The 25,278-nt window shown below is 34.3% G+C and carries 26 protein-coding genes; 11 read left to right on the top strand and 15 right to left on the bottom strand.

The genetic code is table 11. From position 1 onward, the window contains the following. Positions 1 to 27: 27 nt before the first annotated feature. The 6 genes from ACNQGD_RS00775 to ACNQGD_RS00750 all read right to left on the bottom strand — a co-directional run bounded on the left by ACNQGD_RS00775 (position 28) and on the right by ACNQGD_RS00750 (position 6,922). On the bottom strand, positions 28 to 2,178 hold the full coding sequence (locus ACNQGD_RS00775) for a TonB-dependent receptor (RefSeq protein WP_417997981.1): 2,151 nt from the start codon (positions 2,176 to 2,178) through the stop codon (positions 28 to 30). 236 nt (positions 2,179 to 2,414) lie between these two features. Continuing rightward, positions 2,415 to 2,816, bottom strand: coding sequence for an alternative ribosome rescue aminoacyl-tRNA hydrolase ArfB (gene arfB / locus ACNQGD_RS00770; RefSeq protein WP_417994868.1), 402 nt, complete (start codon positions 2,814 to 2,816; stop codon positions 2,415 to 2,417). A gap of 2 nt (positions 2,817 to 2,818) precedes the next feature. Continuing rightward, on the bottom strand, positions 2,819 to 4,942 hold the full coding sequence (locus ACNQGD_RS00765; RefSeq protein ID WP_417997980.1) for a DUF4301 family protein: 2,124 nt from the start codon (positions 4,940 to 4,942) through the stop codon (positions 2,819 to 2,821). Continuing rightward, complete coding sequence (gene pnuC, locus ACNQGD_RS00760; protein ID WP_417995878.1) at positions 4,897 to 5,526, bottom strand: nicotinamide riboside transporter PnuC; 630 nt, start codon at positions 5,524 to 5,526, stop codon at positions 4,897 to 4,899. Before pnuC ends, ACNQGD_RS00765 begins: the two co-directional genes overlap by 46 nt. A gap of 13 nt (positions 5,527 to 5,539) precedes the next feature. Next, a complete protein-coding gene (locus ACNQGD_RS00755; protein ID WP_417997979.1) occupies positions 5,540 to 6,256 on the bottom strand; it encodes a phosphoglycerol geranylgeranyltransferase in 717 nt (238 codons plus the stop codon). 36 nt (positions 6,257 to 6,292) lie between these two features. After that, the gene (locus ACNQGD_RS00750; RefSeq protein ID WP_417998263.1) at positions 6,293 to 6,922 is read right to left on the bottom strand and encodes a 4'-phosphopantetheinyl transferase family protein; all 630 of its coding nucleotides are present in this window, start codon (positions 6,920 to 6,922) and stop codon (positions 6,293 to 6,295) included. A gap of 254 nt (positions 6,923 to 7,176) precedes the next feature. On the opposite strand from ACNQGD_RS00750, the gene ahcY reads away from it, so the two are divergent. From ahcY to ACNQGD_RS00735, 3 genes are all read left to right on the top strand, one after another. Next, entirely contained in the window at positions 7,177 to 8,493 is a 1,317-nt protein-coding gene (gene ahcY, locus ACNQGD_RS00745; protein WP_417995876.1) for an adenosylhomocysteinase, read from the top strand. 293 nt (positions 8,494 to 8,786) lie between these two features. Then, positions 8,787 to 9,125: a DoxX family protein gene (locus tag ACNQGD_RS00740; protein WP_417997978.1), complete on the top strand. Its 339-nt coding sequence runs from the start codon at positions 8,787 to 8,789 to the stop codon at positions 9,123 to 9,125. Between the two features lie 7 nt (positions 9,126 to 9,132). Beyond that, positions 9,133 to 9,471 carry a DoxX family protein gene (locus ACNQGD_RS00735; RefSeq protein ID WP_417997977.1) on the top strand — a complete coding sequence of 113 codons (339 nt, stop codon included), beginning with the start codon at positions 9,133 to 9,135 and terminating at the stop codon, positions 9,469 to 9,471. 287 nt (positions 9,472 to 9,758) lie between these two features. On the opposite strand, the gene rpmA is transcribed toward ACNQGD_RS00735, so the two are convergent. Both rpmA and rplU read right to left on the bottom strand, forming a co-directional pair. Then, entirely contained in the window at positions 9,759 to 10,025 is a 267-nt protein-coding gene (gene rpmA / locus ACNQGD_RS00730) for a 50S ribosomal protein L27 (RefSeq protein ID WP_086453627.1), read from the bottom strand. 23 nt (positions 10,026 to 10,048) lie between these two features. After that, on the bottom strand, positions 10,049 to 10,471 hold the full coding sequence (gene rplU, locus ACNQGD_RS00725; RefSeq protein WP_417994227.1) for a 50S ribosomal protein L21: 423 nt from the start codon (positions 10,469 to 10,471) through the stop codon (positions 10,049 to 10,051). 231 nt (positions 10,472 to 10,702) lie between these two features. Here rplU and ACNQGD_RS00720 point away from each other — a divergent pair, with 231 nt between their 5' ends. Together ACNQGD_RS00720 and ACNQGD_RS00715 are read left to right on the top strand one after the other, a co-directional pair. After that, complete coding sequence (locus tag ACNQGD_RS00720) at positions 10,703 to 12,028, top strand: M16 family metallopeptidase (protein WP_417994228.1); 1,326 nt, start codon at positions 10,703 to 10,705, stop codon at positions 12,026 to 12,028. A gap of 13 nt (positions 12,029 to 12,041) precedes the next feature. Further along, positions 12,042 to 14,090 carry a M16 family metallopeptidase gene (locus tag ACNQGD_RS00715; protein ID WP_417997976.1) on the top strand — a complete coding sequence of 683 codons (2,049 nt, stop codon included), beginning with the start codon at positions 12,042 to 12,044 and terminating at the stop codon, positions 14,088 to 14,090. A 70-nt stretch (positions 14,091 to 14,160) separates the two neighbouring features. Here the strand turns inward: ACNQGD_RS00715 and ACNQGD_RS00710 are convergent, their stop codons facing one another. After that, on the bottom strand, positions 14,161 to 15,027 hold the full coding sequence (locus ACNQGD_RS00710) for a DMT family transporter (RefSeq protein WP_417994230.1): 867 nt from the start codon (positions 15,025 to 15,027) through the stop codon (positions 14,161 to 14,163). A 109-nt stretch (positions 15,028 to 15,136) separates the two neighbouring features. Between ACNQGD_RS00710 and ACNQGD_RS00705 the strand changes: the two genes are divergently transcribed. After that, on the top strand, positions 15,137 to 15,514 hold the full coding sequence (locus tag ACNQGD_RS00705; protein WP_417997975.1) for a heavy-metal-associated domain-containing protein: 378 nt from the start codon (positions 15,137 to 15,139) through the stop codon (positions 15,512 to 15,514). A 68-nt stretch (positions 15,515 to 15,582) separates the two neighbouring features. Here the strand turns inward: ACNQGD_RS00705 and gldD are convergent, their stop codons facing one another. Genes gldD through mutY form a run of 4 tightly spaced genes read right to left on the bottom strand, consistent with a single transcriptional unit; the run spans position 15,583 to position 18,994 of the window. After that, a complete protein-coding gene (gene gldD / locus ACNQGD_RS00700) occupies positions 15,583 to 16,146 on the bottom strand; it encodes a gliding motility lipoprotein GldD (protein WP_417997974.1) in 564 nt (187 codons plus the stop codon). A 6-nt stretch (positions 16,147 to 16,152) separates the two neighbouring features. After that, a complete protein-coding gene (locus ACNQGD_RS00695) occupies positions 16,153 to 17,448 on the bottom strand; it encodes a gliding motility-associated protein GldE (RefSeq protein WP_417997973.1) in 1,296 nt (431 codons plus the stop codon). Positions 17,449 to 17,471: 23 nt separating this feature from the next. After that, positions 17,472 to 17,912, bottom strand: a complete 441-nt coding sequence (locus ACNQGD_RS00690; protein WP_417994234.1) for a single-stranded DNA-binding protein — start codon at positions 17,910 to 17,912, stop codon at positions 17,472 to 17,474. A gap of 44 nt (positions 17,913 to 17,956) precedes the next feature. Beyond that, positions 17,957 to 18,994 (bottom strand): A/G-specific adenine glycosylase, encoded by a 1,038-nt coding sequence (gene mutY, locus ACNQGD_RS00685; RefSeq protein ID WP_417997972.1) that lies wholly within the window; start codon positions 18,992 to 18,994, stop codon positions 17,957 to 17,959. A gap of 133 nt (positions 18,995 to 19,127) precedes the next feature. Here mutY and ACNQGD_RS00680 point away from each other — a divergent pair, with 133 nt between their 5' ends. From ACNQGD_RS00680 to ACNQGD_RS00665, 4 genes are all read left to right on the top strand, one after another. After that, complete coding sequence (locus tag ACNQGD_RS00680) at positions 19,128 to 19,418, top strand: HU family DNA-binding protein (RefSeq protein ID WP_066080765.1); 291 nt, start codon at positions 19,128 to 19,130, stop codon at positions 19,416 to 19,418. A 316-nt stretch (positions 19,419 to 19,734) separates the two neighbouring features. Further along, on the top strand, positions 19,735 to 21,279 hold the full coding sequence (locus ACNQGD_RS00675; protein WP_417994236.1) for an Rne/Rng family ribonuclease: 1,545 nt from the start codon (positions 19,735 to 19,737) through the stop codon (positions 21,277 to 21,279). Positions 21,280 to 21,523: 244 nt separating this feature from the next. Further along, positions 21,524 to 21,775: a hypothetical protein gene (locus tag ACNQGD_RS00670; protein WP_417994237.1), complete on the top strand. Its 252-nt coding sequence runs from the start codon at positions 21,524 to 21,526 to the stop codon at positions 21,773 to 21,775. After that, on the top strand, positions 21,759 to 22,505 hold the full coding sequence (locus ACNQGD_RS00665; protein WP_417997971.1) for an ATPase: 747 nt from the start codon (positions 21,759 to 21,761) through the stop codon (positions 22,503 to 22,505). Before ACNQGD_RS00670 ends, ACNQGD_RS00665 begins: the two co-directional genes overlap by 17 nt. Positions 22,506 to 22,576: 71 nt before the next feature. On the opposite strand, the gene ACNQGD_RS00660 is transcribed toward ACNQGD_RS00665, so the two are convergent. Next, positions 22,577 to 23,743, bottom strand: a complete 1,167-nt coding sequence (locus tag ACNQGD_RS00660) for an MFS transporter (protein WP_417995868.1) — start codon at positions 23,741 to 23,743, stop codon at positions 22,577 to 22,579. A 226-nt stretch (positions 23,744 to 23,969) separates the two neighbouring features. On the opposite strand from ACNQGD_RS00660, the gene ACNQGD_RS00655 reads away from it, so the two are divergent. Next, positions 23,970 to 24,803 carry an AraC family transcriptional regulator gene (locus ACNQGD_RS00655; protein WP_417997970.1) on the top strand — a complete coding sequence of 278 codons (834 nt, stop codon included), beginning with the start codon at positions 23,970 to 23,972 and terminating at the stop codon, positions 24,801 to 24,803. Positions 24,804 to 24,827: 24 nt separating this feature from the next. On the opposite strand, the gene ACNQGD_RS00650 is transcribed toward ACNQGD_RS00655, so the two are convergent. Then, a complete protein-coding gene (locus ACNQGD_RS00650) occupies positions 24,828 to 25,271 on the bottom strand; it encodes a nucleoside deaminase (RefSeq protein ID WP_417995866.1) in 444 nt (147 codons plus the stop codon). Between the last annotated feature and the right edge of the window lie 7 nt (positions 25,272 to 25,278).

Raw genomic sequence — 25,278 nt, 5'->3', positions numbered from 1 at the left:
ACTTTTTCATTATGACTAAAGAATACTCTAAAACTTCAGTGTCAAACCGGCAAGGAAATTAATTCCCGCTTGTGGATAATAATACGGATATACATCATACATGTATCCGTTAGAAACATATTTTTTGTCTAAAAAGTTATTCACTAAACCGGTCAACACAATTTCTTTGAAGATGGTTTTAGGTTTAAAAGTGTAGGCAATATTCAAATCATTCACAAAATAATCCGCTAACTTTGCAGCCGGTAATTCAATATTGTTCATGTATTGTTCCCCAACAAATTTTTGCAACCATGAAATATGAAGATTTTCCACTGGGGTATAAACCAAAATATTTCCTGCAATAATGGAGGGTGAATAGGCGATTTCAGTAGTGCCGTAATCCTGACCTTCAACTGCTAAATCAATATTTTTATTGGCACTTAACGTAAAATTAGGACGAATAATCAATTGATTTGTTAATGCTATTGTTGCATCAACTTCCAGCCCTAAACGGTAACTTTTTTCGCTATTGGAACGTATTGGAGCGCCTACATCATCTAAACTTCCGGTCAAAATCAATTGATCTTTATAGGCCATATAATACACATTCGAATTGAATTGCACTTTCTCTGCAACATATCTCCAACCCAATTCAAAGTCATTCAATTTTTCTGGCTTTACGTTTCCGCCTTCATAATCGGTTCTATTTGGTTCTCTATTTGCTCTTGCATAGGAAAAATACAAAGCATTATTAGCATTGATGTCATACGTAAATCCTGTCTTTGGATTAAAAAAATTAAACGAATCATCTACTACAGTGGCCTGAACGCCGTTGGCTTTGTAATTAACCGTACGGTATTGTAAATCCCCAAATAAACTTAGCTGTTCCGTGATTTGGTAATTGGCTTTCGCAAAAACAGTTCCGTCCGTTTTAACGGCATAATCATCATAATAGCGATCTCCTAATTCGCTCTGCGATGCAAATCGTGCCCAAATAACTTTGCCGAAGTGACTTCCTTCATACTTATTCCATCCGCCACCAAAAATCACATCCAATTTGTCTTTCTTGTAATTTGCAGAAAATGTAGTTCCGTAGAAATCATTATCCAACCATTTTTGACGAATCAAATCAGATGTTGTCACGGCACTAACTGGTTGTAATCCATAATCAGCTAAATCAGCATCTTCTTTATAGTTTTCATAGAATCCTTTCCCCTTGGTGTAATGCAACGCAAAATTTGTACTCCAGTTTTCTGATATTTTTTCGTTCCAATGCAATTGAGAGTGATCTTGCTGGTAATTATCGGTTTCATTGTCATAAAAACGAGCATTTCCTTGCTCATCCGTAAAAGCTCCTGCTGAATTAAACGTGCGATCATTGTTTAGTGTCTCGCCATCAATTCCGTTCCAAGACTGGTACGTTTTTTCGGTACCTCCAAAAACCAATGCTTTTATCAAAGTCGTTTTCCCTACATAAGTACCTTGAAGAAAATAGGATTTCAAATCAGATGCACCGCGGTCCACATAACCATCTGAATTTAAAGCAGACAAGCGCCCTGCGATTTCGAAATGATCGTTCAACAAACCAGTACTGAATTTTACGGTATGTTTTCTGGTATTGAAACTTCCATACGAGTTGGAGATTTCTCCTGTGCTTTCTTTGGCAAAATTATCCGTAAGCATATTTAAACTGGCACCAAAAGCGCCTGCTCCATTAGTAGAAGTTCCCACGCCGCGTTGCAATTGCAAACTCTCCAGCGAGGAGGCAAAATCTGGCATGTTTACCCAATACGTTCCATGACTTTCAGAATCGTTATACGGAATTCCATTGATGGTTACATTTACACGTGTGGCATCGCTACCACGAACCCGAATTCCGGTATACCCTACTCCATTTCCGGCATCAGAAGTGGTGACAACTGAAGGCAGATAATTCATCAGAATAGGAATATCCTGTCCTAGGTTTCGGAATTTTATTTCCTTTTTGTCCAAATTGCTAAAACTGACTGGTGTTTTTGTAGTGACGCGCACCGCTGAAACCAAGACCTCATCGAGTTGGTTTAGCTTGGTAGAGTCTTTGACTTGTGAGAAAGAGATAAAAGAAGCAAGAAAAAAGACAAAAGACATATAATATGTCAGATTCTGGGACTTTGAGACTTTGAGACTTTGAGACTTTGTAACTGTAATAAAAGTATTCATCCGTAAAAATATTACGAATAAAAGGGGGAATTATTCTTTTGTTAAATTAAAAAATGATTGTTTCCTATGACAAATAAAGTAGTGTGCATGCTATTTACTTGTCATTTTTTCCCTTGACAACATTACTTGTCCAGGTTCTTTGGGTATAATCTCAGCTCGTTATTTAGAGCACCCCTTTGAGACAGCGCAAAACTAATTATAAATTGTGAATTATAAATTATGAATTGAAATAAATTTTAAAAATCAGGTTTTCTGCGTGTCTTTTTAATTTCAGAAATGTTCTTTTTGTTCTTTATTCGCTTTTTAATAACCGACTTAGGAATTTTAGTTGGTCTACGTTCTTTAGGAATAAGCAATGCATTTTTTATAAGTTCCAAAAATCGTTTGGTTACAATTTCTTTGTTTCTAAACTGACTTCGATCTTCGTCACAATTCAAGATTAAAACTGAATCCGTTGTTACTCTGGAAGACAATTTGGTTTCAACCAAAAGTATTTCTTCTTCGGTTAAAGCTTGAGAATTTTTCAAATCAAAAGTCAATACCACTTTTGAAGAAACTTTATTTACGTTCTGACCGCCGGCTCCGCTACTGCGGACGGCTTTAAAAGTTAATTCTGATATGATTTTTTCTCTTTCCAATTTTATAGAGGCTGGTGTGCCGATTTTAATAAATCATTTACGCTTTTTACCGGATTGAATGTAATTAAAGGCACTTGAACAAATAGGGTAATCCAATTTGTCATAGCACCATTCCATAAACCCGGTAATTCATACGATTTGATAGTTTTTCCTAATGTGTTTTTCTCTACAATAAATCCGCTGTTATGATCCACGAATTTCGTTAAGTCAAACTTCTCTTTTTTATAATTTTTAAGCCCACAAACTAAATCTACGGGATTAAAATGAGTAGCGTTATCTAGGATTTTCTTTTGCCCTTCATTTGACAAATCTACTTGAGAGCTTTCTACAATTTGCAAGGAGACTCCGCCTTTTTCATCTTTTACCCAGAACGGTCCGCCACCAGGTTCTCCCTCATTTTTTACCATTCCACAAACTCTGATGGGTTTGTTTAAAAGAGCTTTAAGGGCCATAATTTTATCCTCAAAACTACGTTCGTAAAAATCGTCTGGAGTTCTAACATTTAATTTTTCTTCCAAAAAGAGTGAAATTTCATCAACATATTCTTGTTCAATTTCTTTAGCATCTAGTGCGTACAAATGCTTAAATACTTGTTGTTGTACTTCTATTAGAATTCCTGCTAATGCTTTTTTATAAAAAGCAATTTTTTGAATATTATTTTGAATTACGTTGTCAATGTTTTTTATAAAAATAATATCGGTGTCCTGATTATTTAAATTATTAATCAAAGCACCATGACCTCCCGGTCTAAAAAATAATCGTCCCTTTTCATCCCTAAAAGGTTTATTTTCAAAATCTACCGAAAGGGTATCTGTATTTTTGTTTTGATAGGAATAACTAACGCTTATAGTCGTGCCTGATTGGTTTTCAATTGGTTTTTTTATAGCATCAATTATACTTTCAAATTGATTTTGATGGATTTCTGAAACCGTAAAATGCAAATGGGCATTCGTATTTGAACTCGAATAATAAGCACATTCATACAAATGTTCTTCCAAAGCCGTCGCAATATGAGTCTTGTATTTATGAAAAGGAAGTACTCCCTTAGGTTTGCTTGAAAAAGCAAAGAAATCCTTAGCTAAAAGCAACTTTATAAAATAATAGTTTTTATAATCCCTACTAAGCGAATCAAAGTCTGGAAACTCTTCTCTTAATTTCTTATCAATTGCCTTGAAAAATGGAAATTTTTCTAAACCCACTATAAAAATAGATAACTCAGTATCTTTTTTCCTGTTTATATAGGCGTTGATACTTTCATTTTCAATATCAAATTCATTCAAAAAAGTAATTAAAAACTTAAACATTCTACTTGCCGCTCCAGATGCAGGAACGAATTTTTCTAATTTTAAATTTGTTTTGTTTTTATCAAAAAATGCTGCTTTTTCTTGAAAATCTTTTTCAGATAATTTTAAAATACCATTCAATAAAGTTGCCGGTCCCACCAGATTACTCTTTGTTATTCCGTTTCTAAAAAAACTCAATTGTTGTTTGATGTTTTTCAATGGAACTCCATGTTCATAAATTTGCACAAAATCAGTTGGAGAAAAACCCATTTTCTTAGCTTCTGTCAAATCATCAATTATTGAAACCGCTTTATTTAACCGTAAATTCTTGTCTCCCGAAAGTGTTATAAATGGCTTTTTATTATCGATCAAGGATTGTTTAAAAACCGAAAATACAGATTCTCTTTTTTCAGGGGTATCTCTTAAATCATCTTTTTCCCAAGGAACGTCAATATCAGTCAGAAAAAACAAATCGTATTCATGTTCAAGAGCCGCTTGATTCAATAACGGGTCACAACAGCCATAATACACCTCTGAAAAAACCTTAGTCACCATTAAATTAGTATCACAAAAGAGGTATTTATTAGCGATTAAAAGACGTTTATTTTCTAATTGGGTTTGGCCATACGCAATTGGCATCATGTCATCAACAGTACAAATAAGTTGTTTTTTATCCCATTTTTCTTGAAGATATTCTCGTGCGAACTCAGGAACCCATTCTGTTTTATAATATTCAGCTAGTTGTTTTGCTAATGTGGTTTTCCCCGTGCTTTCTGGGCCAAATAGAGCTATTTTAATTATTTTTGTAGCTCCGTTTGAGAGCTGTCTGAGATTTTCTTCCATTCTAAATAGCCAAAAACGGCAACTATTGTAAATACTACGTATTGAAAACTTGTAAAAGTAAATCCTTTTGAAAAATATAGTGGAATTGAAATTACATCTCCAATAATCCAAAATATCCAATTTTCTACTTTCCTTTTGGCCATGAGCCACATTCCTACAAAGAAAATTCCTGTGATAAATGTATCTACATAAGCGTACCAAGTGGTGAATTTTCCGAAATAGTGATATACCGAAACCACAAAAGCAACCGTAAATATAAAAAGAATTATCGCAATTCGTTTTTCAGAACTCGAAATTTTTGAAATTGTGAACTCAACCGTATCCTCTTTTTTTCTGGTCCAATGGTACCATCCATAAATACTCATTATAAAATAATAACCATTAATCATCATATCGCCCCATAAAGTCCATTTCCAAAGCAAATAAACAAATATTAAGGTACTTACAATCCCTGTTGGAAATACTAAAATGTTATCTTTTTTAGCGAACCAAACACTTAATAAACCAAAAATGACTGCTACAATTTCTAAAACTATATCTAATGTTGGGTAATCTCTATATTGAGAAAAAAAGTGTTCTATCATTGCAAAAATTAAATTATTGATTAAAAAAATTCATGTCGTTTTCAAAGGCTGTTCCTATTACCACCAAATCGGCTCCTGCATTGTACGCCTTTTGAATTCCTTGCAAATCTTCAATTCCGCCTCCAACAACTAATGGAATTTCAATATTTTGAGAAACTTTTTTAATCATTTCAAAAGGAACAGCTTGTTTTGCACCGCTTCCCGCTTCAAGATAAATCAATTTATTGCCTAACATTTCTCCTGCTTGTGCGGTTTGAATTACATAATCAATATCATTCCGATTCAGCGGTTTGGTTTTACTAACGCGTCCTACTGCAGTTTCATTTCCACTTTCGATTAAAATATAACCAGTTGAGATTATCTCTAAATCTGTTTGTTTCAAAATCGGAACCGCATTTACCTGATGTTCTATTAAATAATCGGGATTCCTTCCTGAGATTAGCGACAGAAACAAAATCGCATCTGCTTTATCTGAAATCTGAGATGGGTTTCCGGGAAAAAGAACGATTGGTAAATTGCAGTTTTGTTTAATTTTTACAATTAATTCATCAATAATAGCAGTTGTAACCAGGCTTCCGCCAATGAAAATATGAGATGCCGGCGATTGGTTAATTTTTGAAATTAAAAGATCTAGGTTTTCTAAAACCAATTTGTCGGGATCAAGAAGAATAGCGAGTAATTTTTGGTTATTCGTTTTGGATTTTATTATTTGACTGTATAGGTTCTTCATACGTTTTACCGCTAATTCGTTAATTTGCAGTTGGTTTTAATTTTCAAAAGCATAAACCAATGTGAAATTTTCCATTTCTTCAAAATGAATATTGAAATCTATAATCAAATTATTAAAATGAAGTTCAGCTTTATTTTGCTTAACATTTAACTCAAATGAATAAAGATTTATATGGTCTTTGAAACTGATTCCTTTTTCGTTTCTAATTTTGAAAATGGCTTCTTTGGCACCCCAAATTACCGTTAGTTTTCGAATGTAATCGTGACTGTCCATATCCAAGAATTGAAATTCGGAGTCACAAAATTTATCTGCGATTCGAGTGATTTTATCTCTTTGCAATTCGATGTCGATTCCTACGGTTTCCTCGCTAATGATTATAGCCGAAAAATTATGGGAATGCGTTATGGAAATGTGTTTCTCCCCATGAAGATGCGGCTTGCCGAATTCATCATAATACAAATCTAAATCGGTGTGACCCGTTTCCTGTAATAATTTGCGAACACTCAGGAAGGCGCGTTGGTGCATTTCGGATTTCATTCCGTCGAGTCGTATGCGATTACTATCGTTTAAGACCACTTGTTCTAATAATTCCGTATAGGATTCCGTTACTTTCCAAACGAGGATTTGAGTAGTGGAATTGACATGTATCGTTTTGTAAAGTGGCATCGTATTGTGTTCTTGGTTTTTTAGCCCTGGTAGCAGCGACATCCTTTTTTCACGCTTTTTTGCGTGGAAAAAGATATAGCGAATAACAGGAAATAGCTCCAGAAACTAAAATAAGTTCAGTTTAAAGAAATTATTTAGTTAATGTTCAAAAGATTAGCGAATTAAACAATTCATAAATCTTTTAGAAAACAGTAAAATTCTAAAGTTATTCCGTAAATTTGCAAAAAAATTTTACAATTACAAATATACTATAAATGAGTACTACAACTATGCCTTTTGTGGCTTTCAAAGTTAAAGACATTTCTCTAGCGGCTTGGGGAAGAAAAGAAATTGAACTAGCAGAAGCTGAAATGCCAGGTTTAATGGCGCTTCGTGCGGAATACAAAAACGAACAACCACTTGCTGGTGCTCGTATCGCAGGATGTTTGCACATGACAATCCAAACTGCGGTTTTGATTGAAACTTTAATCGCTCTTGGTGCCGAAGTTACTTGGAGTTCTTGTAACATTTTTTCTACTCAAGATCAAGCTGCTGCAGCTATTGCTGCTGCAGGAATTCAAGTTTATGCTTGGAAAGGTTTGAACGAAGTTGATTTTGACTGGTGTATTGAGCAAACATTATTCTTTGGTGAAGACAGAAAACCATTGAACATGATTCTTGATGACGGTGGAGATTTGACAAATATGGTTATTGACCGTTTCCCGGAATTAGTTGCTGGAATTAAAGGATTATCTGAAGAGACTACAACAGGAGTTCACAGATTGTACGAAAGAGTAAAAGCTGGAACGTTGCCAATGCCTGCAATTAACGTAAATGACTCGGTTACTAAATCGAAATTTGATAATAAATACGGTTGTAAAGAATCTGCAGTTGATGCGGTTCGTCGTGCAACTGACTTAATGCTTGCTGCAAAAAGAGTAATCGTTTGTGGTTACGGTGATGTAGGTAAAGGAACTGCAGCTTCTTTTAGAGGTGCTGGTTCTATTGTTACAGTTACTGAAATTGACCCAATATGTGCACTTCAAGCTGCAATGGACGGTTTTGAAGTAAAGAAATTAGATACCGTTATTGCTACTGCTGATATCATCATTACGACTACTGGAAATAAAGATATCGTTTTGGGTTCTCATTTCGAAAAAATGAAAGACAAAACTATCGTTTGTAACATTGGGCATTTTGACAACGAAATTGATATGGCTTGGTTGAACACAAACCACGGTGCATCAAAAATTGAAATCAAACCACAAGTAGACAAATATACTATTGCTGGAAATGACATCATCATTTTGGCTGAAGGTCGTTTGGTAAACCTAGGTTGCGCTACAGGTCACCCAAGTTTTGTAATGAGCAACTCCTTTACGAACCAAACTTTGGCTCAAATTGAATTGTGGAAAAACAGCGCGGCATATAACAATGACGTGTATATGTTACCAAAACATTTAGATGAGAAAGTAGCAATGCTACACTTAGCCAAACTAGGTGTTGAATTAGAAACATTACGTGTTGATCAAGCGGATTATATTGGTGTTCCAGTTGAAGGTCCATTCAAACCAGAATATTACAGATACTAGTCTGAAATTAGATTTTTAGATTTTTAGAACCCTTACAGCAATGTGAGGGTTTTTTTGGTTTTTGGTTGGTTCCGTTGTTCACAGATTTAATTTGCTAGTTATTACCTAAACAGACCAAGGTTTAATTGACAGCACAATAAAAGCAACAGCCATTATTAATAAATTAACAACGGAATCATTATGTTCTAAGTTTATGGTATATTTGAGTAAATTATTTCTTTTTCAGGAAATTAAACCTACTGAAAAGACCTATTAATAAAACCGAAGAAAAGAACAACCTAAACTATAAAACCATGAATACTTATTCTATTATTGCCCAACTTGTAATCGCGTTGTCCGTAAGTTATGTTTGGATTTTTAGGCTTGACAACATCGTTGCCGAATTTAAGCAATACGGCATATCGGATTTGACAAGAAATGCCGTTGGAGCCACAAAAATAGCCTTATCAACTTTGTTAATAACAGGAATTTGGTATCCTGAATTAGTCTTTATACCGGCACTTTTAATGGCTTTTTTAATGGCAAGCGCACAATTTTTTCATTTTAAAGCAAAAAATCCCTGGTCTAAACATTTTCCATCTTTATTCCTTTTGGCGTTATCCCTTTTTGTAGCGCTATTCGCTTCCAAATAATTAAAATATGAATTTTTTAAATGCACTAATTTTCTTTTCAGCATCCTCCTTTCTCATCTACGGAATCGCTTATTTTGTCTCTGCAAACATGAAAAATGAATTCAAACGCTTTGGTCTCGAAAAGTTTGGAATATTAACCGCTGTTTTAGAATTGACAGGCGCTTTAGGCTTATTTATAGGTATCCAGAACCACACTATTTTAGTTTTTGCCTCAGGAGGTTTAGCTTTGTTGATGCTGCTTGGTGTAGGTGTAAGAATAAAGATGAAAGACTCTTTGTTAGTTTCCTTACCAGCCTTTTTCTACTTTCTGTTGAACGTCTATATTTTATACAAAACCTTAGAATAAATCTAATCAGAAGTTTAATTTTATTGCAAACAGCTGGAAGTTTTTATAAAAAGTAACAACTCTACTTAAATGAATATACAAAACCATTCAGACACCTAGCTCTTCGAAGTCTCCCGACTTCGTAAGCAAAATACAATATCAATTACATCAAAGCTAAAATAAAACCCTTCAACCTATCGTCTCCACTTTCTTCGGAGAGCCCTGAGACTTAGGGATGGGGGTGAAGAAAACAAAAAACCCGTTTCGATAAAAATCGAAACGGGTTTTTAAATAATTGAGAAAATCAATTATGCTTCAACTTCAAATGGAAGGATAGAAACATACGATTTGTTATCTCTTTTCTTTTGGAAGAAAACAACTCCATCTACTCTTGCGTGTAGTGTGTGATCTTTACTAATGTAAACGTTTGCACCTGGATTATGTTTTGAACCTCTTTGTCTTACGATGATGTTCCCAGCAATAGCAGCTTGACCACCAAATATCTTAACGCCTAGACGTTTTGATTCTGATTCTCTACCATTCTTAGAACTACCGACACCTTTCTTGTGAGCCATGACGTATTAGTTTTATTTTGTTATTATTCTTTTGTGTCTTCTTTTTTAGCTTTAGCTACCTTTTTCTTTGGAGCTTCAACTTCTTCTGTAGTTGCTTCAACTGCTGCTTTTTTAGGAGCTGCTTTCTTTGCATCAACACCAGTAATACCTTCAATTACAATTTGAGTAAGATATTGTCTGTGACCGTTTCTCTTTTTGTATCCTTTTCTTCTTTTCTTTTTGAAAACGATAACTTTATCTCCTTTTAAGTGTTGTAACACTTTAGCTTCTACTGAAGCACCTTCTATAGCTGGGGCGCCTAAAGTGATAGTTCCGTTATCATCTAATAAAAGAACTTTGTCAAAAGAAACTTTTGAACCTTCTTCATTAGTCAAACGGTGAACATAAACCTTTAAGTCTTTGCTTACTTTGAACTGTTGCCCTGCTATCTCTACGATTGCATACATACTGAATTGTTTTAATAATTTTTAAGGTTGCAAATATACAATTAAATATTTAACCTGCAATTAGTAAAACAAAAATAATTACCGAGCCTAACACCTTGATTTATCATACTTTTGAAGTTATTTAATAAATACTCTAAATCAACAGTTGTTAAAGTTTCATTCTATAGTGTTTTTGATGTAACAATACCTGCATTTTCGTTACTTACTAGTAAATAAAATTATTAATCCAATATGAAAAAATCAATAATGGCCTTAAGTACAGCGCTCATGCTTGGTGGAATAGCTTCGGCTCAAAAAGTAGTTTTCGAAGAATATAATTTAGACAATGGCATGCATGTCATTTTACATAACGATCCTTCTGCCCCCGTAGTTGTCACTTCTGTGATGTATCACGTGGGTTCCAAAGACGAAAAACCGGACCGAACTGGTTTTGCCCATTTCTTTGAACATTTATTATTTGAGGGAACCGAAAATATTAAACGTGGGGAATGGATGAAAATTGTAAGTGCAAACGGAGGAACAAACAATGCTAACACTTCGGATGACAGAACCTATTATTACGAAGTATTTCCTTCTAATAATTTAGAATTAGCCCTTTGGATGGAATCCGAAAGATTAATGCATCCTGTAATCAATCAAATTGGTGTTGATACCCAAAATGAAGTTGTAAAAGAGGAGAAAAGAACCAGTTTTGACAATCGCCCTTATGGAAATATTCTTACCGTTGTAAAAGAAAATATGTTCAAAAATCATCCGTATCGATGGACTACCATTGGTTCCATGAAAGATTTAGATGCTGCAACCTTAGAAGAATTCCAAGCATTTAATAAAAAATTCTACATTCCAAACAATGCTGTTTTAGTGGTTGCCGGTGATTTCGAAAAAAATCAAGCCAAAGAATGGATTCAGAAATATTTTGGGTCTATAAAAAAAGGAACAGCTATCACAAAACAAACTTTTGTTGAAGAGCCAATCACTCAAACTTTAAAGGCAACGTATCAGGATGCCAACATCCAGATTCCAATGTTAGTTGCTTCGTACAGAACACCCTCAATGAAAACAAGAGATGCCAGAGTTTTGGATTTCATTTCTTCTTATTTAAGTGATGGTAAAAGTTCTAAATTGTACAAAAAAATAGTTGATGAGAAAAAAATGGCTTTACAAATAGGTGCTGTTGGTTTTAGTCAGGAAGATTACGGAATGTATATTTTGTATGGCTTGCCAATGGGAACTAACACAGCCGCCGATATCCTAAAAGAAATTGATGAAGAAATTGTAAAAATTCAAACCGAATTGATTTCGGAGAAAGACTTTCAAAAATTACAAAATAAGTTTGACAATAATTTTGTGAATGCCAATTCAAATGTAGAAGGAATTGCCGAAAATTTAGCAACCTATTATATGCTTTACGGCGATATCAATTTAATCAACACCGAGATAGAACTTTTACACTCTATTACTCGTGAGGAAATTAGAGACGTAGCAAAAAAATATTTGAATCCAAACCAAAGATTGCTTTTGGATTATATTCCTTCCACAGAACAGGCTAAAAACTAAGACATTCTAAATCATGAAAAAAACAATTATATTAGTATTCATTTTGTTGGTAACAGGAATTATGCAGGCACAAGATCGCACACAACCAAAACCTGGAGTTTCACCAGTAGTAAACATCAAAAAACCACAAACTTTTGTTATGCCTAATGGCCTGAAGGTCATGATTGTTGAAAATCACAAGCTGCCAAAAGTTAGCTTCAGTCTTTCGCTGGACAACGCTCCTTATGTTGAAGGCAATAAAAAAGGAGTTGATGACTTAACGAGCAGCATGATCGGAAACGGGAGTAAAAAATTAGCAAAAGATGCTTTCAACGAAGAGATTGATTTTCTGGGGGCTGATCTTAATTTTAATTCTCAAGGCGCTTACGCAAGTACTCTTTCTAAATATTCTAAACGAATTCTAGAATTAATGGCCGAAGGAGCCTTGTATCCCAATTTCACTCAAGAAGAATTCGAGAAAGAGAAAGCAAAATTACTGGAGGGACTTAAATCTCAAGAAAAGAGCGTTCCTGCAATTGCAAACAGAGTTGTTGACGCACTTGCTTTTGGAAAAAACCACCCTTCCGGAGAATACATGACTGAAGAAACGATTAAAAATGTAACACTTGCAGACATTCAAGCTAATTACGCCAATTATTTTGTTCCTGAAAACGCATATTTAGTGATTATTGGAGACATCAAATACAAAGAAGCAAAGCCAATAGTAGAGAAACTTTTTGGATCATGGCAAAAAAGAAGCACGCCAAAATTGACCTACGCAGCACCAGAAAATGTACCGTTTACTCAAATCAATTTTGTTGACGTTCCTAATGCAGTACAATCGGAGATTTCATTAGTAAATACTTTGAATTTAAAAATGAGTGATCCTGATTTCTTCCCTGCCGTAATCGCCACTTCAATACTTGGAGGTGATTTCAATAGTTACCTTAATATGAATTTAAGAGAAAAACACGCTTGGACTTACGGCGCTAGTTCCGTAATAGGAAGCGGAAAATATGTAACCAAATTAAGATCGACCTCGGCAGTAAGAAACGTAGTTACAGATAGTGCCGTAGTTGAATTTATCAAGGAAATCAAAAAAATACGTACGGAGAAAGTAAGCGAAGAATTATTGAGCAACACTAAAGCCGGTTACATAGGACGATTTGTTATGCAGGTAGAAAAACCACAATCAATTGCCCGATATGCTTTAAATATAGAGACCGAAGATCTTCCAAAAGATTTTTATGAAAACTACATTAAAACCATCAATGCGGTAACTGCTGATGATGTTCTTCGTGCAGCCAACAAATATTTCCTTTTAGACAACAAACGAATCATTATTGCCGGCAAAGGATCGGAAGTGATTCCAGCTTTGGAAAAACTAAAAATCCCAATGTTTTATTTTGACAAATATGGTAATTCATTGGAAAAACCAGTTTTCAAGAAAGACCCTCCTGCTGGCGTAACTGCCAAAAGCGTTATTGATAACTACATCAAAGCTATTGGCGGAGAAAAAGCGGCTTCCGCTGTAAAAACGATTGCAATGAACGGAACAACGACTATTCCGCAAGCGCCTTCTCCATTAAGTTTCACTACAAAAATTGACGTTAAAGGTAAATTAATGGTTGAATTAGCGATGGGAACCATGAGCTTGATGAAACAGGTGGTAAATGAAAAAGGAGCTTACGTAATGCAACAAGGGCAACGCCAAAACATCGAAGGAACGACCCTTACCGACATGAAAGCAAGCGCAACAACTTTTGAAGAATTATTACTTTCTAAAAAAGAAGGATTGGTATTAAGCGGTATAGAAACAATCAGCGGAAAAGAGGCGTATGCCGTAAAAAACGGAAAAACAACATTTTATTATGATGTAACTTCCGGATTAAAATTGGCAGAATCTAAAGTCGTAGAACAAGGCGGTCAAAGCATCACTCAAACTACAAATTATGGAGATTACAAAGAAGTAAAAGGAGTTAAGATTCCTTTTAATATTATCCAAAATATAGGATTTGAATTGGACATTAAAATATCTGATGTAAAAATTAACGAAGGTGTTTCAGATGCTGATTTTCAATAATCAAAACTTGAATTAGTGAACAAAGGCTGTCTAAAAAGACGGCCTTTGTTGTTTTATAACGCTTTCGAATCTATTTTTTAGCCGATAAATACACTCCGATTAAAATAATAAAGGCACCAAAAAACTGAACAGGAGTCAGCGTTTCATTGTCTAATAATCCCCAGAAAAAAGCAACAACAGGAATCAAATACGTTACCGAGGTAGCAAAAACAGGCGAAGACATTTGGATGAGTTTAAAGAACAGAATATTCGCAATTCCAGTTCCCACAACTCCAAGAACCACAATAAACAAAACCGATTCCTGCACTTTCACATCGTGTACCACTTCGAAGAAACCGGAGAAAGACAAAATAAAGAATGCTGGAAAAAACAACACCATAAAATTACCGGTAGTGATACTCAACGGACTCAAATCATGCAAATATTTCTTAATAAGATTCACATTAACCGCATAACATATAGACGCTATTAAAACCAAAATAGCATAATAATAATTCTGTTCCGGATGATGAATAGCACCATTCAAAATCAACAAAGCGCTTCCTATTAAACCAATTAGAATTCCAAAAATCTGATTCCTTTTGAATTGCAATCCAAAAACTAAAGCCCCTAAAATTAATGTATTTAAAGGAGTTAGAGAATTTAAAATAGAACTCACGGAACTGTCAATTTCGGTTTGGGCAATCGCAAAAAGATAAGCAGGCATAAATGTCCCGAAAAGAGAGGTTAAGGCAATGTACTTCCATTTATGCGCCGGAATTTTAGATAAACTTTTAAATCCTATCAGCACTAAAAAAACAGCGGCAAAAATGATTCGCAACGATCCTAATTGTAAAGCTGTCAAACCAATTAACCCTTTTTTTATTAATATAAAGGAACTTCCCCAAACCAAGGCAAGAACCATCAAGTACACCCATTTTAACTGCTTCGATTCCATAAAAATAATTTTGCCCCAAAATTGTAATTATTTTATGAATTACGCCTCCTTTTTTTAATTAATTTTGCAACACAGAAACCCGCTTTTAATCTTTAAAATTTACATCATAATGAATTTCAAAAAATCAATCGTAACACTAGTGCTTACAAGTGTTTTATTTGTAGGCTGTAAAGAAAAATCAACAGATACAGTTTCAAAAAAAACTGCAACAACAGAAGCTCCAAAAGTTAAAAAAGAAATTGCAGCTGCCAATCTTCAAACTGCGAGTTTCTCTGTGGAAGGAATGACATGTGCTATAGGTTGTGCCAAAACGATTCAAGAAGATTTAACCGGACTGGATGGCGTTCAGAAAGCAACGGTAGATTTTGACACAAAATTAGCCACTGTAACTTTTGACAAAACGGTTCAAACTCCAGAAAAATTGACTACCGTTGTCGAAGCTGCAGCAGATGGTAAAACATATAAAGTTTCAAATATGAAGTCGTAATCCAGACTTTCAAATTATATAAAAAAAGCATTCGTTACTGGCGAATGCTTTTTTTTATATATTAAATATTATTTCCATTTCAGGGTTTCCATCAGACGCTGCATGTCATTTTTGACATAACTGGCAGCTGGCATGATAGAATCATAATTGGGTTTTGCATAAAAATAAACAGAGCCTGTCACAAAATGTTTGGTGCTGTCTGTAGCATAAAACTGTGAATTCGTTGCCGCATTTCCTTCTACCTGATAAAACATACCATACACTTTTTTATCGGGATTCAAATATGGTTGCTCTAATATATCATCGGCTTTTATCACGTGTTCATAAGTCAATTTTTGCGCATCACGCAGCAGTTCATTAATGTTTTTCGCGACTGGTTTATAGGTAAGATAAATAGTCGCTTTCATTTTAGGATACGTAATGGTAAAACCACAATTCGTACCTTTTTTAATAATGGCATCTGAATTCATTTCAAAAGTAAATGGACATTCATTTTCAAAATTCACATATTTGGCTTCCGGATAATCCAATCGCAAATAGCTTGCTGGTTTTGGCAAGACATCATCTTTACAACTAAAACTCAACAAAGACATTATTACTATTGCCGAAAAAGTGATTATTTTTTTTAACATTTTTACTTATTCAATTGTTACTTTTATTTGCTTCACCCTTTTTTGATCCACTGCTTCTACTGTAAACAGACAGTTTTCGAATGAAATTTTTTGATTTTTCTTGGGAAAATTTCCCAAAATTTCAAGAATAAAGCCAGCCAGTGTTTCTGCTTCTCCTTTTTTGATTTCGAATAATTCTTCATTGACATCAATTATTCTGTAGAAATCCTTGAGGTTTATTTTTCCTTCAAAAAGGTAATTTCTATCGTCAATTTGAGAAAAATTAATATTCTCGTCATCAAATTCATCACTGATATCCCCTACAATTTCTTCGATCACATCTTCCAAAGACACCAACCCAGAAGTTCCTCCATATTCATCGACCACAATCGCAAGATGGCTTTTCATACTCTGAAAATCTTTCAGTAAATTGTCTAATTTTTTATTTTCGGGAACAAAGAAAGGCTCTCGCAACAGTAATTTCCAATCAAATTCATTAGTGTTAATATGCGGCAGCAAATCTTTGACAAATAAAACGCCTTCTATCTGGTCTATATTGTTTCGATAAACTGGAATTCTGGAATATCCTTTTTCTATGATTTTGGGACAAATAGCGGAAAAAGATTCGTCTATTTCTAAAGCAAAAATATCAATTCGAGGACTCATCACTTGTCTCGTATCGGTATTTCCAAAGCTTACAATACCTTCTAAAATTTTTTGTTCTTCGGTAGAAGTTTCATCCGAAGCGGTTAATTCTAAGGCTTGAGACAATTGATCGACGGAGAAATTTGTTTTTTGTTTCCCTAATTTATTGTGCAAATAAATCGTAGCAGCGCGCATGGGCAAACTTATTGGCGAAAGCAATTTATCCAAAAAAGCGATTGGATACACAATCAGCTTGGTGAATTTTATATTGTTTCTGCTGGCATATACTTTTGGCAAGACCTGACCGAATAATAAAATCAAAAAAGTAGCGGTCAGCACTTCCAAAATAAATTTTAATAATGGCGCTGTTACTGCCGAGAAAATAGTTTCACCAACAAACGAAAACAATAGTACTATGGAAATATTGATGAAATTATTGGCAACAAGAAGTGTCGCCACGAGTTTTTTGGGTTTTTCTAAAAGCGCAGCAATACGTTTCCCTTTAGAGTTATTATCTTGTGAAATTTCGTCCATGTCCTTTTGTGACAACGAAAACAAAGCTACTTCGGCACCTGAGATTAAAGCGGAACAAAACAGTAAAATAACTATTCCTGTGAAGCCAAATACAACATTAGCATCTATAGCGTAAGCAAAAAACAAACTGGGCTCTGGGTCCAAACTAGTTAAGATTAATTAAACAATCAAAATGGCAAGTCATTAATAGGCAAGACATTATTTTCCGAGTCAAAATTAGTGTTTTTCGCAACATCAACTGCAGGAATTTGTTTGTTGTTTTCACTGTCTTTTTTTGTGGTAAGAAAAGTGAATTCGGTTACCTGAATTTCGGTAGTGTGTTTTGTACTACCATCCTCTGATTGCCATTGACGGGACTTAATACGTCCTTCCACATATATTTTATCTCCTTTAGAAAGGTATTTTTCACAAAGTTCAGCCGCTTTATTGCGTACCACTAAATTATGCCACTCTGTAGAAGTGATTTTTTCATTGGTGGTTTTGTTGATATACACTTCGTTTGTGGCCAACTGAAATCTTCCGATACAATTGCCCCCGTCGAAATAATGCATTTTGATATCATCGCCAAGAAAACCGATAAGCATAACTTTATTTAATGTTCCGTTCATTTTAGAATATGGTATTTTATCAAAGATACATATTTTTAGAAACTCTATAAATCCTTTTCAATAAAATTATGAATCACAATTGGGAAAGGAAAAGTTTTCAAAGCTTCCCCATCAATTCCGTTTTCAATTGTTCCTTTTACTTTTACTTTCCAAAACTTAATATACAAATGTTGGTGTGACAATTTATGAATGATACTTTTTTCGTTGTATTCTAACATGCTTATAATTTCATATTGGTTATTAAAACCGGTGTGAACCTTAGCAGCAACACAATCAAAATCTTCTTCTTTTTCTGTTTCGATCAAAGGGAATTCATAGAGATTGTGCCAAATCCCTTTGTCTGTTCGTTTCTGGATAATTGTATTTCCCGCTTCATCTTCCACAACCAAATAATTAAAGTATCGGTTCCTAACTTTTAGTTTTTTGGATTTTACAGGCAACTGATCGACTTTATTTTTTTGCAAAGCGGCGCAACTTTCGTTGAAAACACAAATACCACAATTCGGACTTTTAGGAACACATTGCAAAGCGCCAAACTCCATAATGGCTTGATTGAAAGTTGCCGGGTTGTCATTTGGCATCAGTTCGAAAGCCAAAGCTGCGAATTCTTTTTTGGCGGAAGCCTGAGCAATATCCGTATCCACATCAAAATAACGGGATAAAACCCGAAACACATTTCCATCAACAACGGGAACAGCTTCATTGTAGGAGAAAGATGCAATGGCCGCTGCGGTATATTCCCCTACTCCTTTTAATTTCAATAAGTCATTATAATTCCCCGGGAAGATTCCCGATAAATCGAAGGCGATATGCTGTGCTGTTTTGTGTAAATTTCTAGCTCTGGAATAATATCCTAATCCCTGCCAAAGTTTCAAAACTTGCTCTTCATTGGCTTTCGCCAAATCAAAAACAGTAGGAAAAGCGGTCGTAAAAGATAAAAAATAAGGCATTCCTTGTGCCACACGCGTCTGTTGCAACATAATTTCAGAGAGCCAAATAGGGTACGGATTAGTGGTATTTCTCCAAGGCAAATCACGCTTATTTTGTAAATACCATTGTATTAGCACGTTAGAAAAAATCATGTTTTAATTATTTGTTAGCAAAAGTAAAAGTTTATGTGATTAAAATTTAATGAATTAGCTTGAATAATTGTTTTTTAAATTCCTATATTTGCAAACTCAAAAAAATAGTACAACATTATAAATAGGAAAGAAAATGACGAAAGCAGATATCGTAGCAAAAATTTCAGAAAAATTAGGTCTTGAAAAAGGAGATGTACAGGCAACTGTAGAGACCTTTATGAATGAAGTAAAAAATTCATTAGAAACTGGAGACAATGTTTATTTAAGAGGTTTTGGAAGTTTTATAGTGAAGACTAGAGCGGAGAAAACAGGAAGAAATATTTCTAAGAATACAACAATAAAAATTCCTGCACACAACATTCCTGCATTCAAACCTGCAAAAGTTTTTGTAGAAGGAGTGAAAACAAATAACGAAGCAAAATAATAATATTAATTAATCATAAAATCTACAAGATATGCCAAGTGGTAAAAAAAGAAAGAGACATAAGGTAGCAACGCACAAACGCAAGAAAAGAGCGAGAGCTAACCGTCACAAAAAGAAAAAGTAGTTTTAAACTACTTTTTTCTTTTTAAACGTTCATTGAAATTGAAAGTTAGTAATCAGTATTCAGTTTTTAGTATTCAGTCAACTGCGAACTTAAAACTGCAAACTGCCAGCTAATTTTCCCCGGGTTCAATACCTGTTAAAATATTGTTTAATCCATTTGTTCGCCTAGGCGAATAGATAAAAAATTTACCGTGTGAATAAAGAATTAATCATTAGATCTAGTTCTGAAGCCGTAGATTTTGCCTTATTAAAAGATGGAAAACTAATTGAATTACACAAAGAAGAAGAAAAAAGCAACTTCCAGGTTGGTGATATTTTTATTGCCAAAATCAGGAAACCAGTTGCCGGACTTAACGCTGCTTTTGTAAATGTAGGCTTCGAAAAAGATGCTTTTTTACATTATCATGATTTAGGACCTAATTTAGCTTCCCAACTGAAATTCATAAAACTTGTAAGCGCAGGTAAATTAAAAGATTTCTCCCTAAAAACCTTTCAGTTTGAAAAAGAAATAGATAAAGATGGCACCATAACTGATGTTTTGAGCGCCAATCAATCTGTTTTAGTACAAGTTGTCAAAGAACCTATATCTACCAAAGGACCACGAATTAGCGCTGAGCTTTCTCTTGCCGGAAGATTTATAGTTTTGGTTCCATTCTCTGATCGTGTTTCTATTTCTCAAAAAATAGAAGACAAAAAAGAAAAGGAACGCTTGAAACGATTAGTACAATCCATCAAACCAAAAGGATTTGGTGTTATTGTTCGCACAGTAGCCGAAGGCAAAAATACAGCCGAATTAGAAAAAGATTTGCAGAACCTGCTTAGCAGATGGACTGCAATGTGTAAAAAATTACCAACTGCTCATCATCCGTCAAAAGTATTAGGAGAACTCAACAGAGCCTCTTCGATATTAAGAGATGTATTTAATGATACCTTCAGCGGTATTCAAATTGATGATGAAGAGTTGTACAACCAAACAAAGGATTACTTGCAAGAAATTGCACCTTCGAAACAATCAATTGTTAAATTTTATCAATCAAAAGACACACCTATTTTTGAGAAATACAACATAGAGAGACAAATCAAAACTTCTTTTGGAAAAACAGTATCCATGAGTAAAGGGGCATATCTTATTATCGAACATACTGAAGCTTTGCACGTCATCGATGTAAACAGCGGAAATCGTTCTAATAAAGCCACCAACCAGGAAGATACCGCCATGGAAGTGAATATGATTGCAGCTGCCGAAATCGCAAGACAATTACGTCTTCGTGATATGGGCGGAATCATCGTAGTCGATTTTATCGATATGTCAAATCCTGAAAATCGTAAAGTCCTATTTGATTTCTTGAAAGAAGAAATGAGCGATGATAAAGCGAAACACAAGATCTTACCTCCTAGTAAATTTGGGTTAGTTCAAATTACGAGACAAAGAGTACGACCAGAAGTAAATATTAAAACTAGAGAAGAAGATCCAAACAATGAAAATGCGGAGATTGAAGCTCCTATACTAATCATTGATAAAATAGCTTCTGATTTAGAAAGAATTTTAAAAACCCACAAAGACGTTGTGCTTAATGTACATCCGTTTGTGGCTGCATACCTCAGTAAAGGTTTTCCATCATTACGTTCAAAATGGTTTCTTGAACATAAAAAGTGGGTGAAAATCATACCTCGTGACGCTTACACGTATTTAGAATATCATTTCTACGATAAAAAAGAAAATATTATTATAGAATAGATTCTAAAATAAATTCACAATAAAAACCGCCTTTCGTGAGATTGGCGGTTTTTTTATGCGTTATTGGGAGAGAATTGAAGTAATATCTTCCATTGAGAGACACAAAGCAATCAAGAGCTATTCCCAAACTCGTCCTCAACAATAATGTAATAAAAAACCGTAGTGACTCCATCTAAACCAAAACCAAAAGAGCGAAGTTATACTTAAATGTAATACATTTGTAGTAACTCAATGCCTTAATATTATGGAAATTCAAAACAAAAAAATTACTTTTAGAAGTGTTAAAGAAACCTCAAGTCTTATTATTGCAGGTAGAAAAGCGGCCCAAAAAGCTATTCGTGAAAATAGAATTTTGGGACTATCTTTTACTTTTACCAAAGGGAATAAAGTATATAGAGAAGAAGGCAACGGAAAAGTTGTATTCGTAAAACCAATCGCTGCAAGAAAATCTTTAAACATCAAAATAGGAACTATTCTTTATGCCAAGTCAAAATAGAGTTCGCATTTATGCTGGACCAAATGGTTCTGGCAAAAGTTCACTTTATGATGCAATTAGCAAAGAATATATTTCTGGAATATTTGTTAATGCTGATTTGATTGAAAAGCAACTAAATACAATAGGTTTTATTGATTTAACCGAATTTAATCTAAAAATCAACCCTACTCAATTAGATTCTTTTGAAAAATTACCTTCGAGTATTTCACTCATTAGAAAAGCGATAAGCGAAGAGTACATAATAGATGTAGTTGTAAAAGACAACTTTATTCTTAATAAACCAAAATCTACTAATAGTTATGAAGCTGCATTTGTAGCATCATTTATAAGACATTCATTACTCCGAGAAAAAAGAAATTTTACCTACGAAACCGTAATGAGCGATCGTTATAAGTTAGATGAAATTATTCAGGCTAATACCTTAGGTTACAAAACATATCTATATTTCATATGTACCGATGATTTTGAAAAAAATATTGAACGAGTAAAAAACAGAGTTTTAAAAGATGGTCATGATGTTGATGAGGAAAAAATAAAAAAACGTTATTTCAAAACTCTTGATAACTTGGCCGATGCTATTAAACTTGTTCATAGAGCCTATGTTTTTGATAATTCGGGAGATAAATATGAATTATTAGCAGAAATTTATCAAGGAACTGCATTTAAATTTCATACTGAATCAATTCCACAATGGTTTGAAAAGTATATCTACAATAAGTTTGAATTTTAAAAAACCGCCTTTCGTAAGATTGGCGGTTTTTTTATGTCTTTTTTTGAGCTAAATTGGCTTTATTTAAATATTTAAACGGCTTGCAACTTCAAGACGCTTCTTTTTCTTTGAAGAAATATAAAAGCGATCAGAACTCCCACAAGCGACATCCCAACTCCAACTAAATTGGGAGAGGCATAACTAAACCCTAACACCAATGGCAATCCACCAAGGAAAGCTCCCAAAGCGTTCCCTACGTTAAATGCAGCTTGGATTGCCGCCGAAGCGATCATTTCTGCCCCAACAGCCGTCTGAATCATCAGAACTTGAATTGGTGCCACCACCGCGAAAGAAATACAACCCGTAGAAAATACTAATGCCAAAGTCATATACTGGTTTGACGAAAAGAAATACACGAGTAATAAATCCAAGGTCATTATAAAAAGCAACATTATAATCGTTTTTGTCGGAGAAAATCTATCCGCTAATTTTCCTCCAATAAAATTTCCAAAAACCATTCCCAAACCAGCCAAGATTAAAATATAAGGTACGTCTTCGGCAGAAAAATTAGAAACATCTGTGAGGAGCGGAGCAATGTAACTAATCCAGCAGAATAGTCCCCCAAAACCAAAAGCAGTAATTGAAATGATCAACCAAGCCTCGGTTTTCTTGAAAAACTGCAACTGGCTTTTAATGGTTTCTTTGGGACCTGCTTTTAAATTTGGCATCCAAAAATAAAGAGAAGCAAAAGTTAGAAACCCTACAATTGCAATAATGATAAACGTATAGCGCCACGTATAATGATGTCCAATATAGGTTCCTATTGGTACTCCTGCAAGGTTCGCAATTGTTAATCCTGAAAACATAATAGATATGGCCTGCGCTTCTTTTCCTTTGTCTGCCAGACTGCTGGCAACAACAGCTCCAACTCCAAAAAAGGCTCCGTGAGGCAATCCAGAAAGCAATCTTGTAGCGAATAAAAACCCATAATTTGGGGCAATAATCGAAAGCGCATTGAAAAAGGCAAGCATAGCGGCCAAAATCAAAAGTGTTTTTTTGGGAGGATAATTTCTCGCAATAATAACCAATAAGGGTGCGCCAATTACGACTCCTAAAGCATACGCAGAAATTAAATGCCCGGCGACCGGTATTGAAATCTTTAAATCTGATGCGATGTCCGGCAATAAACCCATCATCACAAATTCAGTTATTCCTATAGTTAAACCGCCCAAGGAGAGCGCGATGAGACTTTTCTTCATTTTGTTTTATAAAAAATTAATATATGTGTTTTAAAAATGCTTTTTAAGATATTTTTGAAATGGAGTTTTCACTCTAGGATTCCCTCATATAAGATAAAAAGGCAACAGTACTGCCTATTCTTATAATTTGGGATTTTAAAATTGATTGTTTTTTCATAGGGCAAATGTATTTATAACAAACTCAAACAAGTTGTACATTTACAATATAAAATTGTAACTTTACGCTATGCCAAAATTAAATCAATTTGAAACGTTAGTCATTGACGAATTTGAAGAAGACAAATTTCACCTACCAACCCACAGTCATACGTATTATGAAATCATCTATATCGTAAAAGGGAATGGGGTCCATCACCTGAACAACAATCTACTATCCTATAAAACGGGAGATTTATTTGTGATTTCACCGGACGATGAGCACTATTTTGATATAAAAAAAAGTACGCGCTTTGTCTTTATAAAATTCACGGATAATTATTTCAATTCCAATAAAAAGCTGTTTTGTGATGAATTTCTGTTGAATACCCCAGAAAATTTTATGCGGGACAAATCACTAAAAGAAAACGTTTTAAGACTGGATGAACCTTGCAAAACCATTTTAAAAAACACTATAGAAAACATTTCTGCTTACAACAGCAAAACGAATGCTTCCACATCACCAATTGTTTTTTACCAAGTCTTGTCAATTTTCGGATTAATAAAGGAAACAATGCGTTGCATGAATATGCAAATTACAGGAACTGGTATTGATAACGACCAAATTATATCTTACATTCATCAAAACATCTACAATCCGAAACTGGTTCGAATAAAATCAATTTCGAAACATTTTAATATTTCCCATACCTACTTCGGTACTTATTTCAAACGAAGTTTTTCGATAACCTACAGAGATTACATTAATAATCTAAGAACTAAATTAATCGAAAAAAGGTTTTTCAACAACCAAATGCCTATCAAACAAATTGCTTATGAATTTGGTTTTACAGACGAAAGCCATTTGTCAAATTATTTTAAAAAACAAAAAAACATAAATCCTAGCGAATTTAAGAAACTGTAATTTTTCTAAATTAAGATTACTTTTTTATTTTCTTCTCTCTACAAAAAATCGCTTCATTAACTCCGAAGCTTCATTTGCCATAATTCCTGAAACAACAGTAGTTTTAGGATGCAATTGCGTTCCCATTTTTACAAAACCTCGGTTTTCATCCGTGGCACCAAAAACAATTTTCGAAATCTGACTCCAATACAAAGCGCCGGCGCACATCTGGCAAGGTTCCAGTGTGACATAAAGCGTGCAACCAATTAAATATTTTCCGCCAAGAAAATTAGCTGCAGCAGTAATAGCTTGCATTTCGGCATGAGCCGTTACATCAACTAGCATTTCAGTAAGATTATGACCTCTTGCTATCACTTTATTATCAATGACAATAATAGCACCAACAGGAATCTCGCCTTTTTCAAAAGCCATTTCAGCTTCCTGCAAAGCCTTTTTCATAAAATATTCGTCGGTGAATGGATTTATCATAGTAATA

Source organism: Flavobacterium glucosi (assembly GCF_048286535.1).
Taxonomy (GTDB): Bacteria; Bacteroidota; Bacteroidia; order Flavobacteriales; family Flavobacteriaceae; genus Flavobacterium.
Note: the sequence above shows the minus strand (reverse complement) of the source record. Positions and strands in the feature narration are given on the sequence as shown.

Coding starts and splice junctions, on each gene's coding strand:
- ACNQGD_RS00775 (WP_417997981.1), bottom strand. CDS start 2,178: ATGAATACTTTTATTACAGTTACAAAGTCTCAAAGTCTCAAAGTCTCA.
- ACNQGD_RS00765 (WP_417997980.1), bottom strand. CDS start 4,942: ATGGAAGAAAATCTCAGACAGCTCTCAAACGGAGCTACAAAAATAATT.
- pnuC (WP_417995878.1), bottom strand. CDS start 5,526: ATGATAGAACACTTTTTTTCTCAATATAGAGATTACCCAACATTAGAT.
- ACNQGD_RS00755 (WP_417997979.1), bottom strand. CDS start 6,256: ATGAAGAACCTATACAGTCAAATAATAAAATCCAAAACGAATAACCAA.
- ACNQGD_RS00750 (WP_417998263.1), bottom strand. CDS start 6,922: ATGCCACTTTACAAAACGATACATGTCAATTCCACTACTCAAATCCTC.
- ahcY (WP_417995876.1), top strand. CDS start 7,177: ATGAGTACTACAACTATGCCTTTTGTGGCTTTCAAAGTTAAAGACATT.
- ACNQGD_RS00740 (WP_417997978.1), top strand. CDS start 8,787: ATGAATACTTATTCTATTATTGCCCAACTTGTAATCGCGTTGTCCGTA.
- ACNQGD_RS00735 (WP_417997977.1), top strand. CDS start 9,133: ATGAATTTTTTAAATGCACTAATTTTCTTTTCAGCATCCTCCTTTCTC.
- rpmA (WP_086453627.1), bottom strand. CDS start 10,025: ATGGCTCACAAGAAAGGTGTCGGTAGTTCTAAGAATGGTAGAGAATCA.
- rplU (WP_417994227.1), bottom strand. CDS start 10,471: ATGTATGCAATCGTAGAGATAGCAGGGCAACAGTTCAAAGTAAGCAAA.
- ACNQGD_RS00720 (WP_417994228.1), top strand. CDS start 10,703: ATGAAAAAATCAATAATGGCCTTAAGTACAGCGCTCATGCTTGGTGGA.
- ACNQGD_RS00715 (WP_417997976.1), top strand. CDS start 12,042: ATGAAAAAAACAATTATATTAGTATTCATTTTGTTGGTAACAGGAATT.
- ACNQGD_RS00710 (WP_417994230.1), bottom strand. CDS start 15,027: ATGGAATCGAAGCAGTTAAAATGGGTGTACTTGATGGTTCTTGCCTTG.
- ACNQGD_RS00705 (WP_417997975.1), top strand. CDS start 15,137: ATGAATTTCAAAAAATCAATCGTAACACTAGTGCTTACAAGTGTTTTA.
- gldD (WP_417997974.1), bottom strand. CDS start 16,146: ATGTTAAAAAAAATAATCACTTTTTCGGCAATAGTAATAATGTCTTTG.
- ACNQGD_RS00690 (WP_417994234.1), bottom strand. CDS start 17,912: ATGAACGGAACATTAAATAAAGTTATGCTTATCGGTTTTCTTGGCGAT.
- mutY (WP_417997972.1), bottom strand. CDS start 18,994: ATGATTTTTTCTAACGTGCTAATACAATGGTATTTACAAAATAAGCGT.
- ACNQGD_RS00680 (WP_066080765.1), top strand. CDS start 19,128: ATGACGAAAGCAGATATCGTAGCAAAAATTTCAGAAAAATTAGGTCTT.
- ACNQGD_RS00670 (WP_417994237.1), top strand. CDS start 21,524: ATGGAAATTCAAAACAAAAAAATTACTTTTAGAAGTGTTAAAGAAACC.
- ACNQGD_RS00665 (WP_417997971.1), top strand. CDS start 21,759: ATGCCAAGTCAAAATAGAGTTCGCATTTATGCTGGACCAAATGGTTCT.
- ACNQGD_RS00660 (WP_417995868.1), bottom strand. CDS start 23,743: ATGAAGAAAAGTCTCATCGCGCTCTCCTTGGGCGGTTTAACTATAGGA.
- ACNQGD_RS00655 (WP_417997970.1), top strand. CDS start 23,970: ATGCCAAAATTAAATCAATTTGAAACGTTAGTCATTGACGAATTTGAA.
- ACNQGD_RS00650 (WP_417995866.1), bottom strand. CDS start 25,271: ATGATAAATCCATTCACCGACGAATATTTTATGAAAAAGGCTTTGCAG.